The sequence below is a fragment of the Nautilia profundicola AmH genome (assembly GCF_000021725.1).
Lineage (GTDB): Bacteria > Campylobacterota > Campylobacteria > Campylobacterales > Nautiliaceae > Nautilia > Nautilia profundicola.
The window spans coordinates 160,375-173,377 of record NC_012115.1; the positions used below are offsets into that span (position 1 = coordinate 160,375).

General features: G+C 33.2%; 18 protein-coding genes. 13 read left to right on the top strand and 5 right to left on the bottom strand.

Annotated elements, in window-relative coordinates; translation table 11 throughout:
• The first annotated feature begins 38 nt into the window (after positions 1–38).
• The 4 genes from rpsL (at position 39) to modD (ending at position 4,345) form a co-directional block, all read left to right on the top strand.
• Positions 39–422 (top strand): 30S ribosomal protein S12, encoded by a 384-nt coding sequence (gene rpsL / locus NAMH_RS00900; RefSeq protein WP_015902097.1) that lies wholly within the window; start codon positions 39–41, stop codon positions 420–422.
• Between the two features lie 235 nt (positions 423–657).
• Positions 658–1,125 (top strand): 30S ribosomal protein S7, encoded by a 468-nt coding sequence (gene rpsG, locus NAMH_RS00905; RefSeq protein ID WP_015902766.1) that lies wholly within the window; start codon positions 658–660, stop codon positions 1,123–1,125.
• A 98-nt stretch (positions 1,126–1,223) separates the two neighbouring features.
• Complete coding sequence (gene fusA / locus NAMH_RS00910) at positions 1,224–3,305, top strand: elongation factor G (protein ID WP_015901835.1); 2,082 nt, start codon at positions 1,224–1,226, stop codon at positions 3,303–3,305.
• A 215-nt stretch (positions 3,306–3,520) separates the two neighbouring features.
• A complete protein-coding gene (modD, locus tag NAMH_RS00915; protein ID WP_012663852.1) occupies positions 3,521–4,345 on the top strand; it encodes a ModD protein in 825 nt (274 codons plus the stop codon).
• Here the strand turns inward: modD and NAMH_RS00920 are convergent.
• Both NAMH_RS00920 and NAMH_RS00925 read right to left on the bottom strand, forming a co-directional pair.
• Positions 4,332–4,769, bottom strand: a complete 438-nt coding sequence (locus tag NAMH_RS00920) for a hypothetical protein (RefSeq protein ID WP_015902457.1) — start codon at positions 4,767–4,769, stop codon at positions 4,332–4,334. The genes modD and NAMH_RS00920 overlap by 14 nt on opposite strands.
• Positions 4,770–4,830: 61 nt before the next feature.
• The gene (locus NAMH_RS00925; RefSeq protein ID WP_012663587.1) at positions 4,831–5,226 is read right to left on the bottom strand and encodes a DUF6858 family protein; all 396 of its coding nucleotides are present in this window, start codon (positions 5,224–5,226) and stop codon (positions 4,831–4,833) included.
• A 137-nt stretch (positions 5,227–5,363) separates the two neighbouring features.
• Between NAMH_RS00925 and NAMH_RS00930 the strand changes: the two genes are divergently transcribed.
• From NAMH_RS00930 to NAMH_RS00940, 3 genes are all read left to right on the top strand, one after another.
• Positions 5,364–5,666, top strand: a complete 303-nt coding sequence (locus NAMH_RS00930; RefSeq protein WP_015902158.1) for a hypothetical protein — start codon at positions 5,364–5,366, stop codon at positions 5,664–5,666.
• Between the two features lie 25 nt (positions 5,667–5,691).
• A complete protein-coding gene (locus NAMH_RS00935) occupies positions 5,692–5,931 on the top strand; it encodes an HP1242/YdcH family protein (protein WP_012663787.1) in 240 nt (79 codons plus the stop codon).
• 74 nt (positions 5,932–6,005) lie between these two features.
• The gene (locus tag NAMH_RS00940; protein WP_015902566.1) at positions 6,006–7,229 is read left to right on the top strand and encodes an L-cysteine desulfidase family protein; all 1,224 of its coding nucleotides are present in this window, start codon (positions 6,006–6,008) and stop codon (positions 7,227–7,229) included.
• Here the strand turns inward: NAMH_RS00940 and NAMH_RS00945 are convergent.
• Both NAMH_RS00945 and NAMH_RS00950 read right to left on the bottom strand, forming a co-directional pair.
• Positions 7,222–7,752: a YiiX/YebB-like N1pC/P60 family cysteine hydrolase gene (locus NAMH_RS00945; RefSeq protein WP_015902202.1), complete on the bottom strand. Its 531-nt coding sequence runs from the start codon at positions 7,750–7,752 to the stop codon at positions 7,222–7,224. The genes NAMH_RS00940 and NAMH_RS00945 overlap by 8 nt on opposite strands.
• A complete protein-coding gene (locus NAMH_RS00950) occupies positions 7,728–8,129 on the bottom strand; it encodes a DUF4878 domain-containing protein (protein WP_012663887.1) in 402 nt (133 codons plus the stop codon). The genes NAMH_RS00945 and NAMH_RS00950 overlap by 25 nt, the downstream gene beginning before the upstream one ends.
• A gap of 114 nt (positions 8,130–8,243) precedes the next feature.
• Here NAMH_RS00950 and modA point away from each other — a divergent pair, with 114 nt between their 5' ends.
• From modA to NAMH_RS00980, 6 genes are read left to right on the top strand one after another with little or no spacing between them, the layout of a single operon-like run.
• Complete coding sequence (gene modA, locus NAMH_RS00955; protein ID WP_015902756.1) at positions 8,244–8,960, top strand: molybdate ABC transporter substrate-binding protein; 717 nt, start codon at positions 8,244–8,246, stop codon at positions 8,958–8,960.
• Between the two features lie 9 nt (positions 8,961–8,969).
• Positions 8,970–9,344, top strand: a complete 375-nt coding sequence (locus tag NAMH_RS00960; protein WP_015901863.1) for a hypothetical protein — start codon at positions 8,970–8,972, stop codon at positions 9,342–9,344.
• The gene (gene modB / locus NAMH_RS00965) at positions 9,341–10,015 is read left to right on the top strand and encodes a molybdate ABC transporter permease subunit (RefSeq protein ID WP_015902129.1); all 675 of its coding nucleotides are present in this window, start codon (positions 9,341–9,343) and stop codon (positions 10,013–10,015) included. The genes NAMH_RS00960 and modB overlap by 4 nt, the downstream gene beginning before the upstream one ends.
• Positions 10,012–10,866 carry an ABC transporter ATP-binding protein gene (locus tag NAMH_RS00970; RefSeq protein WP_012663515.1) on the top strand — a complete coding sequence of 285 codons (855 nt, stop codon included), beginning with the start codon at positions 10,012–10,014 and terminating at the stop codon, positions 10,864–10,866. Before modB ends, NAMH_RS00970 begins: the two co-directional genes overlap by 4 nt.
• Positions 10,867–10,910: 44 nt before the next feature.
• Positions 10,911–11,570 carry a molybdate ABC transporter substrate-binding protein gene (locus NAMH_RS00975; protein ID WP_015902064.1) on the top strand — a complete coding sequence of 220 codons (660 nt, stop codon included), beginning with the start codon at positions 10,911–10,913 and terminating at the stop codon, positions 11,568–11,570.
• A complete protein-coding gene (locus NAMH_RS00980) occupies positions 11,567–12,241 on the top strand; it encodes a molybdate ABC transporter permease subunit (protein ID WP_015902354.1) in 675 nt (224 codons plus the stop codon). Before NAMH_RS00975 ends, NAMH_RS00980 begins: the two co-directional genes overlap by 4 nt.
• Here the strand turns inward: NAMH_RS00980 and NAMH_RS00985 are convergent.
• Entirely contained in the window at positions 12,233–12,961 is a 729-nt protein-coding gene (locus NAMH_RS00985) for a PhoH family protein (RefSeq protein WP_012663895.1), read from the bottom strand. The two genes, NAMH_RS00980 and NAMH_RS00985, sit on opposite strands and share 9 nt — an antisense overlap.
• Between the last annotated feature and the right edge of the window lie 42 nt (positions 12,962–13,003).

Here is a 13,003-nt window from a genome sequence, read left to right on the forward strand (position 1 = left end):
ACTAAAAAAGTTAGTAAAATCACAGAAAAAGGAAAGCTATGCCTACTATAAACCAATTAGTTAGAAAAGGTAGAAAACAGGTAATTAAAAAATCTAAATCACCTGCACTTGTAAGCTGTCCTCAAAGAAGAGGGGTTTGTACAAGAGTATATACTACTACTCCTAAAAAACCAAACTCGGCTTTGAGAAAAGTTGCAAAAGTTAGACTTACTTCAGGTTATGAAGTAATTAGCTACATCCCGGGTGAAGGTCACAATCTACAAGAGCACAGCATCGTGCTTGTAAGAGGTGGTAGGGTAAAAGACTTACCAGGGGTTAAATATCATATCGTAAGAGGTGCTCTTGACACAGCTGGTGTTAAAGGAAGAGTACACTCAAGAAGTAAATACGGTACTAAAAAAGCTGACGCAGGTAAGAAGTAATATAGTATTTAAGCGAATTAGCGCTTAAGTTGTGAAGTAAAAGGTACAGATATATAAGTTATAGTTGGTTTTGGTTATAGTAGGAGCAATATAAGTTAAAAGTTAACAGTGAAAAATGAAAAGTTAAATTTTCACTGTACATTGTACACTTTTCACTCGAAGTTGCTCCTCACTGCCAAAAGGTAGAGTAAGTCCTGTGAAATGCAGGGTAAAAAACTGAAGAGAAGGAGATATTATGAGAAGAAGAAGAGCCCCAAAAAGACCGGTAATGCCGGATCCGGTATATAACAGCGAAGTAGTTACAAAATTTATTAACAAAGTTATGTGGGACGGTAAAAAAACATTAGCGGAAAGAATCGTATACGGTGCGATTGAAAAACTTGGTGAAAAAGGTGAAGAAAAAGGAATAGATCTTTTCTTCAAAGCGATTGAAAACGTTAAACCTTTACTTGAAGTTAGAAGTAGAAGAGTTGGTGGTGCTACATACCAGGTTCCAATGGAAGTTAGACCTGAAAGACAGCAGACTCTATCAATCAGATGGATTGTTGACGCTGCAAGAAATAGAAACGAAAGAACAATGGTAGAAAGACTTGCTAACGAACTTTTTGACGCTGCAAACGAAAGAGGAGCGGCATTTAAGAAAAGAGAAGACACTCATAGAATGGCTGAAGCTAACAAAGCGTTCGCTCACTATAGATGGTAAAAACAAATTAAAAATGAAAAGTGAAAAGTTAAAAATGATTTTTCTTTTCTTCTTTTCCCCTTTCAAAATTCACACACAATCACAAATAAGGAGATAATATGCCAAGAAAAACCCCTTTACATATGGTAAGAAACATTGGTATCGCCGCGCATATCGACGCAGGTAAAACTACAACTACAGAGAGAATCCTTTACTATACAGGTGTTTCTCATAAAATCGGTGAGGTGCACGAGGGTGCAGCTACAATGGACTGGATGGAACAGGAAAAAGAAAGAGGTATTACAATTACTTCTGCAGCTACTACATGTTTCTGGAAAGATCACCAAATCAACATTATCGATACTCCGGGGCACGTTGACTTTACAATCGAAGTTGAAAGAAGTATGAGAGTTCTTGACGGTGCCGTTGCAGTATTCTGTGCGGTTGGTGGTGTTCAGCCTCAGTCTGAAACTGTTTGGAGACAGGCAAACAAATACAGAGTTCCAAGAATCGCATTTGTTAACAAAATGGACAGAATCGGTGCGGATTTCTACAATGTTGAAAAACAGATCAGAGAAAGATTAAAAGCTAACGCAGTTCCAATTCAAATTCCAATCGGTGCAGAAGACAACTTCAAAGGTGTTATTGACCTTGTTAAAATGAAAGCACTTGTATGGGATGATGAAGCTGCTCTTGGAAGTAAATATGAAGAGCAAGAAATTCCTGAAGATTTAAGAGAAAAAGCTGAAGAATACAGAGAAAAAATGATTGAATCAGTTGTTGAAACTGATGAAGCGTTAATGGAAAAATACTTTGCAGGTGAAGAGTTAACTGAAGAAGAAATCAAATCTGCAATTAAAAAAGCAACAATTGCTATTGAAATTGTTCCAATGCTTTGCGGTACTGCATTCAAAAACAAAGGTGTTCAGCCGTTACTTGACGCGGTAATCGATTATCTTCCGGCTCCTGATGAAGTAGACTGGATTAAAGGTATCGATCCTAAAACTGGTGAAGAAATCAGCGTAAATCCAAGTGACGACGAGCCGTTTGCAGGTCTTGCATTCAAAATTATGACTGACCCATTCGTTGGTAAACTTACGTTTACAAGATTCTATTCAGGAACTATTACTTCAGGTAGTTACGTACTAAACGCAACTAAAAACAAAAAAGAAAGAGTTGGTAGACTTCTTAGAATGCACTCAAATAAAAGAGAAGAAGTTAACGAATTCTACAGTGGGGAAATCGGAGCAATCGTTGGTCTTAAAAACACACTTACAGGGGATACTCTTTGTGATGAAAAAAGACCAATTATTCTTGAAAGAATGGAATTCCCAGATCCGGTTATCAGCGTAGCGGTTGAGCCTAAAACTAAAGCTGACCAGGAAAAAATGGCAATCGCTCTTCAAAAACTTGCAGAAGAGGATCCAAGTTTCAGAGTGACAACTGATGAAGAATCAGGACAGACTATTATTTCTGGTATGGGTGAATTACACCTTGAAATTATCGTAGACAGACTTAAAAGAGAATTTAAAGTTGAATGTAACACTGGTAAACCTCAGGTTGCATACAGAGAAACGTTCAAAAACCAAGTTGAGCAAGAATACAAATACGCAAAACAGTCAGGTGGTAGAGGTCAGTACGGTCACGTATTCATCAGACTAATCCCTCAAGAACCTGGAAAAGGTTATGAATTTGTTGATTTAATTAAAGGTGGGGTAATTCCAAGAGAATACATCCCAGCAGTTGACAAAGGTATCCAAGAAGCTGCTCAAGGCGGTGTACTTGCAGGATTCCCGGTAGTTGACTTTAAAGTTGAATTATTCGACGGTTCTTACCATGACGTTGACTCAAGTGAGATGGCGTTTAAACTTGCAGGTTCTATGGCATTTAAAGAAGGTGTTAAAAAAGCTAACCCGGTAATTCTTGAGCCTATTATGAAAGTTGAAATCGAAGTTCCAGAAGAGTATATGGGTGACGTTATCGGTGACATCAACAGAAGAAGAGGTCAGGTTAACTCTATGGAAGATGTACACGGAATCAAAAAAATTAACGCATTCGTTCCACTTAGTGAAATGTTCGGTTACTCAACAGACCTTAGAAGTATGACTCAGGGTAGGGGAACATACTCTATGGTATTCGATCACTACGAAGAAGTGCCAAGCAACATTGCTGATGAAATTATTAAAGAAAGACAAGGTTAATTCCTTGTTTTTTCTTTTTTTTGTATTAGAATGGGTGTCTGGCACTAAAGTATACAGTTTTTGCTTTATATGGTTTCTTTTAGAAATCAAAAATATAAAAGTGTGAAAGGTATTAACAAAAAACAATATAAAACAAACCGATAAAACATTGTTAGATTTAATAAAAAAGTGTTATAATGCGTTATATGTTTTTATATATAACGAAAGGATGTTAAATGTATTACACTTATGAAGAAGTTGACAGACTTATAAACGAAGACATGCCTTTGTTTGATTTGACACAACAGTTATTGGATATTAAAGAGAAGGGAAAAATAACATTTATATCCAGAAAAAATTGTATTGTTACTGCAAATGCGTTAATAGAAAAGTTAGCTGAAAAATTGGAATTAAAAGTGGTTTTTAAAGAAAAAGACGGGCGTTTTGTGGAAGCAGGAAATAAACTTTTTGAAGCCGAAGGTGAAAATGTACTTATTTTATGGAAAGTTGCTCAGAATATTTACGAATATGCTTTAAGCGTTTCAACATATGTTTATGAAATGACAGCTAAAGCCAGAAAACATAATCCTGATATTGAAATTCTTACAACAAGAAAAGTTATACCGTATACTAAAAAAATAGCACTTCAGGCTGTAATAGACGGAGGAGGATTACCTCATAGAGTTACAACAACCGAGACAATACTTATTTTTGAAAATTATATAAGTTTATATGGCGGATGGGATAAGTTTTATAAAAATTTTGATAAGCTTAAAAGTAAGTCTATAGAAAAAAAATGGGTTGTTGAAGCGAAAGATCTGAATCACTCAAAAAAACTTATTGAAATAGGTATAGACGTTCTTCAACTTGATAAATTGGATATTGAAACAACTAAAGAAATTGTAAAACTTGCACATGAAAAAAATATAAAAGTCATTAGCGCCGGTGGGATAAATATTAATAATGTGGAAGAATATGCAAAAGCAGGAGTTGACAGTATTGTTACAACTGCTCCATATTTTGCCAAGGGAGCGGATGTTAAGGTTATTATAACTCCTTAGCTATTGTTTTGATATCAATATTTGCAATATAGTTTAATACCTGTTTATAGTCAGTACCAAAGAAAAGCACTTTTAATGTTTTGTCAGCTTTAAGTTTTATAGCAATTACACCTTTTTGCAATTGTTTATCAATATATACAGCTGCAGGATAGTTTTGGATTTTAAAATGTTTTAATAAAAAATTTTTTGTATCGTTATTCACAGAAAGTTTCAAAATACCAGGAATTCTGTTTTCTATACCTATATAGATGATTTGATTATCGCATGAATATTTTTTAATTATCTGCATGTAATCGTTAAGAGAGATCGGAGCGTTGTATTTATTAAAAAAAGAAATTTGGATACAGTTACCGAAATTTTGAGGAAGTATATTTCCTGCAAGGGCAAATGATGTACCAACTCCCAAAAGAAGAAATTTTTTCATTTTTTCCCTCCTTCTTAGTTCTTAAGTTTATATATTATAAACCTTAAAAATGAAAGAGGGATTAAAGGTTGTTTTTAAGTTCTTTAACCCATCCTTCCATCACTTCGTTTGCTATAAGAGCTGGCGCTTCAAGAAATGCGATTTCGAATTTATCATTGTATTCTGTAACACTGATACTTCTTGGTCTTGCTGCGGTAATTTTTCCGTTTGGAAGTTTGTTACCAAAGCAGAAAAGTACAAGTTTGCAGTCTTTTATTTCCGGGTTGATTTCACCGTTTTCAAGAGATGCAGTATGTGCATAGTGGTCAAATTCACCGATATAGGTACATACAGGATGTGCATTGATTTTTTCTTTAAAAAATTCAATAATCTCCTGAGAAGTTTTATAATGTGTTTCGTTTTTATCAATGTCAAGAACAAATACAGGATATTTTTCTTGTAAAATCATTTGTTGCATATTTACTCCTTTTTTTGAAGCGAAGTGTATCATAAATAAGGATAAATTATATCTGTTATAATTAAAATTTATAGTTAAAATTTAACATTTTTCTTACATCCTCGATAAATGATATAATTCTGATAAAAAGGCTTTAAATGGGATATATGCTAATTATTGACAATGAAAACAAAAATATTGAAATTCATTCGGACTTATGTGATGTTGTGTTTGATAAAAAAGAAGATTTAAATATCAATACTAAACTGGAATTTATACCTTTTAATTTTTATGAAGAAATAGAAGAATACTTGCAAACTGTTGAAGGATATGAGGTAGTTGATTGTGAAGTGTGTAAACCTAAAGAGAATCAAGAAGAACTTGATGAAGATTATGATGATTTTTATGAAGAATTTGATGATGATGAAGAGGTTGACTCTACAAGATGTGATATAATATAGTTACAAAATATTAAAAGGAGAAGTTATGTTTAAAGAATGTTGCCCAGAGTTAATTCCGGTAATGGAAAAAGTTGCAGCGGAAAATCCGCATATAGCAAAATTAATAGAAAGACATCAAGAACTTAATAAAATAATTGATGAAGTAGAAGCTGGAAGAGAACATATGGAAGAGCTTGAACTTGAAAAACTTAAAAAAGAAAAATTACACATTAAAGACGAAGTTTACGCTGCAGTAATCGAATATAAAAAAGAAAAAGGTCTTTAATCCTTTTTCTTAGCAATTTTTTTCTATCATATTAATCTACACTTCTTTATAATTAATCAAAAAAAGGCGTTGTTATGTATACCGCGAAAGAAGTAATACTTTCACAAATTAAACCGGCACTTGGATGTACAGAACCTGCTGCAATTGCATTAAACGGTGCATATTTGAAAGAGTATGTTAAAAATGCAAAAAAAATACAACTTACTATTAATACAAATCTGATGAAAAACGCAATGTATGTGCCTATTCCTAACACGGGTAAAAAATTCGGTGTAAAACTTGCATTTGCTTTAGGTTATTTATGTGGGGATAAAACAAAAGGGCTTAATGTATTTGAAAATATAGATAAGAAATGTATTGAAGAAGCAGAAAAATATATTAATAAGATTGAGTTGGATATTGTTGAAGGTAGGGAAATATATATAAAAAGCGAAGCTGAAGGCTGTGAGGTTATCACTAAGAAATTTCACGATTATATTTCATCTATTAAAACTTCTGAAAAAGTAATAACTTTTGAAAGTAAAAATATAGATAATAATATATCAGATACGGAGAAATGGCTAAAAAAGATCAGTTTTGATACTTTGTATAGATTGATAGAAAAAGAAAAAGATTTCGACTTTGTAAAAAATGCGGTTGATGTAAATTTTGAACTTTCTAAAATAGGCTTGAATAGTGATTGCGGATTAAATATCGGTAAAAGTTATAAAGGTGATGATATATTCTCAAAAATAGTATCGATAACAGTTAGTGCATCGGATGCGAGAATGGAAGGGGTGAATTATCCGGCTATGAGTCTGGTGGGAAGTGGTAATCATGGAATTAGTGCTATTTTACCTGTTTGGGTTTACGGAAAAGAAAAAAATTTTCAGGAAAATGAAATATTTAAAGCAGTTGCACTGAGTATGCTTATTACGATTTATATAAAATTATTTATAGGAAGACTTTCAGCAATATGTGGTGCAGCGTTTGCAAGTGGATGTGGGGTGGCCGGAGGTATTGCCTATTTGGAAAGTAATAATAAAGAAGTATCTAAAAAAGCCGTATCTTATGTGATACAGGATATTAACGGAGTGATATGCGACGGGGCAAAAATGGCTTGTTCTTTAAAAGTAAGGCTCGGTGCAAAAAGCGGATATGAAGCAGCTATGTTTGCTCTTGAAGGAAAACCAGTATTTAGTGACGGTATTTTGGAAAACGATATAACAAAAAGTATTCAGAATTTATCAAGAGTTTCGGAAGCAATGTATAACGTTGACGGAAGTATTGTAGAAATAATGAAAAACAAAATTATTTGATTTTAAAAAAATATTTACTTTTTAACAAGCTTTTTACAGTGATTATTTTTTTATTTCGAAAATCATACAAATATGCATAAATATGTTTATGGATTAACTTATAATATATATAATCAACAAGCTCAGTACAGTAAAGTTTTTTATTATTTAACGATAATTCGATATCGAATTTTATATTTTCTTTTTGTATAGAATTAATTATATTTTGAAGTTTTTTATTATCAAGTTTAAAATTAGGACTTAATATAATGTATTTTGAGGTAGAAGATAGGAAATTTTTCATTTTAATAAGTTTTAAGTTTTTTCCTGTAGTTTCATATTCGATATTTAAAACATAAGGGATCTTGTCTTTTATTACAATAATCCCTGCGTGTGAGTATCCACATGGGTCTATTTGAGAGAACATGTCACTAAGAAGATTTTTTTCTTTTCTTAAAATAATATCACCTGTTTTTAGTGTAGGATTTGCGTGAAGCAAAAAGAACAAAAATGGAAGAATTATTTTTTTATATTTACTTTCCATCCGTCTTTTGTTTTTATAACAGGAATATTTTCATGACTTATTTTACCATTTGCGTATGTTTCCTTTAATGTTACTACTGCTTCATTCTCATTAATTTGTTTTACATTTTTTACTTCAACAGACTTTAAATTGCTTCCCACTTCTTTTAAGCATTCGGCCATATTGTTTTGTAATTTGTCTTGATTACATTTCATTGACATAGCTAATACAAAAATCCCTTTAGTAGAGTCAGTTGCATATTTGTTAAAAGATTCAACATCTCCTGTCATAAATGACGAAATAAATTCTTTTGCAGCGGTTTCAGGTGAGTCTTTTTTACTACATCCTGTTAATGTGAAAAGTGTAATAAAAATAATAAATAAAATCCCCTTTTTCATACTTTCCCCCTTATATTGTTAGTGGAAGAAAATTATAACTAAAAATATTGACTAATAAAAAAAAAGGTATTATAATAGCGTTATATTTAAAAATATATAACGAAAGGTTAAATAATGCGTAAATTGATACTGATATTTATCTCATTTATGTTTTCATATGCTTCTGAAATTTATGTGGCTGCTGCTGCAAATACAACATATGCAATGCCGGAAATAATTAAAAAATTCAATCAAAAATATCCTGATGTAAAGGTAAATGTTATTCTGGCAAGCAGCGGTAAACTTACGGCACAGATTATGCACGGTGCGGAATATGACGTATTTATGTCCGCTAATATGAAATATCCCGAGTTTTTATATAAAAAAGGAATTGCTAAAAGCAAACCGAAAATTTATGCAAAAGGGGCAATAGCTCTTTTCAGCATAAAAAATATTAAACTTGATAATTTCAAAAAAGCTTTGTTAAATGCAAAATCTATAGCCATTGCAAATCCTAAAACGGCGCCTTATGGAAGAGCAGCCGTAGAAGCGATGAAGAATGCCGGTATATACGGTAATGTTAAAAATAGGCTTATTTTTGCCGAAACTGTAAGTGCCGTTATTCCGTATACTGTTAATTCTGCAGATATAGGGATTGTTGCAAAGAGTTCACTTTTTTCTCCTAAAATGAAAAAATACAAAAATTTTGCAGACGTTCCCAAATCTCTTTATAAACCTATAAATCAGGGTATAATAATGCTTAACAACAAAAAAGACACGGTTAAGTTTTATAATTATATTTTTTCCGACGACGCTAAAGAAGTGTTTAAAAAATACGGTTATATATTTTAAAGGATTTTTGTGAATAAATTTATCGGTGAGATTACAGATATACAGTCGCTTGAGAGGCTGAATTTAATAAAATGCAAAGTAGGCTCTCAAACTGTAAATGTTTTAATGCTTGAGATGAATATTGACCTGAAGCCTGGGAAAAAAGCAGAACTGCTGATAAAACCGACTGCGATCAGTATTTCGGGGGAAAGATGTTCTTTTGAGAATTCATTAAGAGGTCAGATTTCTGAAATCAATAAAGGCGAAATACTCTCAAGTATAACGGTTGATGTGGAAGGTTTTGAAATAGAATGTATTATGCTCAGTGAATATGATAATTTTGAGAAAAATGTTTTTGTCATGTTTAAAGCAAACGATGTGGCCATAGGAAAGGTTTTTGAATGAATATAGATTTTACTCCTTTTTTGCTTTCTTTTAAGCTGGCGTTTTTTACCACATCGATTTTATTGATTATAGGAATACCGTTTGCATGGTTTTTAAGTTCAACCAAATCTAAATTCAAGCCTGTTTTAGAAGCGATAAGCGCTCTTCCTATCGTTCTTCCTCCGTCTGTACTCGGGTTTTATCTGCTTGTGTTTCTTTCTCAAAGTTCACCTGTAGGCAGGTTTTTTGAAGAAATGTTTAATATGAAGCTTGTTTTTACATTTGAAGGGCTGGTTGTGGCAAGCAGCATATATTCTTTTCCTTTTATGATACAGCCTTTGCAAAACGGTTTTGAAAATATTCCCAAAAATATTATCGAAGCGTCTTATTTAAGCGGTAAAGGAAGACTTGCCACGCTCTTTAAAGTAATACTTCCGAATATGAAAACCTCTCTTATGACGGCGATAATTATTACTTTTGCACATACGGTCGGCGAATTCGGTGTGGTTTTGATGGTAGGAGGATCAATTCCGGGTAAAACTGAAGTGGCAAGTGTAGCTATATATGATTATGTTGAAACTCTTGATTACGAGAGCGCGCATATTTACAGTCTTATTATGCTTGCAATCAGTTTTGTCGTGCTTTTGTTTGTTTATATTTTTAACGAAAAACAGAAAAAGAGGTTTTTATGATTAAAATAAACATAAAAAAAATGCTCCACGGAAGCAGCGGAGAGATGGAGCTTGCTTGTGATTTTGAAATTGAAAAAAATGATTTTTTGGCTATTTCAGGTCCAAGCGGAAGCGGAAAAACAACTCTTCTCAGAATTATTGCCGGACTTGAAGAGTGTGAAGGGGAGATTGCTGTAGAAAGTGAGGTGTGGCAGAATAAAAAAATAAAACTTCCTCCGCAAAAAAGGGAAGTGGGGTTTGTTTTTCAGGATTTTGCCCTGTTTCCCAATATGAGTGTAATTGAAAATCTTTTGTATGTAAAAAAGGATAAAGAATTTGCCTTTGAACTTTTGAAAATGGCAGGGCTTGAAGAACTTGCAGTTAGATATCCGAATACATTAAGCGGAGGACAGAAACAAAGGGTTGCGCTTTGCAGGGCTTTAATGAGAAAGCCTAAAATTTTGCTTATGGATGAGCCTTTTTCCGCACTTGATCCGGTAATGCGTGAAAAACTTCAAAACGACATAGCCGAATTTCATACCAGATTCGATTTGACCACTATAATGGTGTCTCATTCCCCGAGTGAAATATACAGGCTTGCAAATAAAATGATTGTGTTAAACAACGGAAAAGTGGAAAAATTCTCCTCGCCTAAAGAACTGTTGTTAAAAACAAGCGGATCCGCAAAATTCGCTTTTGAAGGCAAAATTATAGATATAGTGGGGGTTGATGTGATAAATATTGCGATTATTTCAATTGCCAATCAGATTGTTGAGGTTGTAATTTCCAAAAAAGAGGCGGAAGAATTAAAAATAGGCGATAAAGTCGTAGTATCAAGTAAAGCTTACAACCCTTTAATAAGAAAAATATAAAAAACACACCGTTATATAAAAAAATATATTACGAAGGAGGCGATATGAAAGCTTTAAGTCTGGTAATGTTATGTTTTATGTATCTGTTCGGTGAAATATATGTGGGAATTCCGGGCGGATACAAAGACGTCTTTGTAAAAATGATCAATAAATATAATTCCACACATAATATAAAGGTAACAGCATTATACGGTCCTATGGGAGTGTTAATGGCTCAGGCAAAGCTGAATAATTTGGATGTTATATTGGGTGATCGTGAAAAACTGCAAAAAAACGGATTTAAAAACTTTGTAAAACTCGGATACGGCAAACTTGTAATACTTACAAAAGAAAAGCTTAAATCTGTTAATGAAATAAATAATCTAAAAAGACTTGCTTTGCCTAATCCAAAAGGAACAACATACGGAAAGGCAGCAGCAGAAGCATTTAAAAATTTACATTTACATCCTAAAACGGTTGTTGTTTCTTTAATGCCCCAGGGTATAAATTATTTAAAAATCTCACAATGTGACGGTGCGGTTGCAAATAAAACACAGGAAGTTTTATTAAAAAAAAGATATTACGCCCTGGAGATACCTCAAGAATATTACAATCCTATTGTGATAGGTTTTTGTGTATTGCATAAAAACCGTGGAGCCGAAGATTTTATAAAGTTTTTAACATCTCCTGAAATTGAAAGATATCTGCAAGGATACGGCATATGAGTAAAGAAGCTGTTTTTTCATTAATTCTTACATTAAAACTACTTTGTGCCGATGTGATACTGCTGATCATATTTGGTACTATGCTGGTATACTATTTAATGGAAGAAAACAGTTATATCAAAAAAACAGTTTATATGTTTATAGACCTTCCCCTTCTTTTTCCTCCGATAGCTACAGGGTTTTTGCTTCTTTGGCTTTTTAGGGACAACGGATACATTGGCAATATATTAAGCAAAATAAATATTCATATTATATTCGGATTTTGGGGGTTGGTATTAGCCGGATTTGTAGCTTCCGTGTCTTTATTTATCAAGCCTCTTATAGCTTCAATAAGACAGTATCCTAAAAACATAATAGAAGCTTCTTATATGTCCGGTAAAAGTAAATTTAAAACATTTGTATTTATTATTATGCCGAGCATGAAAAAAGTGTTTATAGTTTCTTTTATTTTAAGTGTTTCAAGAATTTTTGGAGAAGTAGGTATCAGTTTGATGCTTGGAGGAAATATTCCATTTAAAACCAATACGATTTCAATTGAAATTTTTTCAGCAGTTTTTAACGGAGATATTGATACGGCTATGTATTTGAGTTTGATTATGTTTGCCGTATCTTTTATATTGTTTATTTTTTTAAAATATATAGAAAATAATATCAAACATGATTTATTCTAACAGTTTTATAGCAATTTCAGTCAGTTTGTTACGGTAGATCTTTTTAAGATCCACCCATGCAAGCGCTACGTGAGGCAATACCTGCTGGAGTCTGAAAAGACCGCTGTCCTGTTTGTCTATGGTTGAATATGTCTGGTGCAGATCCCCAAGCAAAAACAGCTTACTTCCTTCGCTCATACGTGAGAGAATCATACTCATATACTCCCTTGTTACAAGCTGCGATTCGTCCACTATTAAAACTTCGTCTTCCAAAATGGAAACACCCTGAATCATATTAAGAGGGATTATTTCAAATTTTTCAAAGAAAAGCTGGCTTTTTATGCTGTCGTAGCTTTGGCCTTTAAGGTCTCTGTAGAGGTAATTAAGGGCACTCAGGAAACCTCCCGCCCATTCAAGCATTTTTTCGTCTTTGCTTCCGGGAAGAAATCCTATGTCATAATCGCTGCTGATTCCTATAGGCGGTCTGGTAATAAATATTTTCTTTTTGGTAAGACTCAAAGCCGTAGCGGTTGCAAGCAGGGTTTTTCCGCTTCCGAACCTACCGGTAATAAGTGTGGCGGGAGCTTCGTTCATGGCGTAAACCGCGCATTTTTGGTAAATATCGAGAGGCTCAAAAACTTTGGCGTTTTTGATTCTGATTTTGGAAGTTTGAGGGATGTTGTCAATTCTCTCAATGCCTTTATAAGGGTTATAGCAGTATGCCAGATCCCTTTCGTTCATTTCATCGTATGTGATGATAAAATCCCAATACTGAAGTTCGTA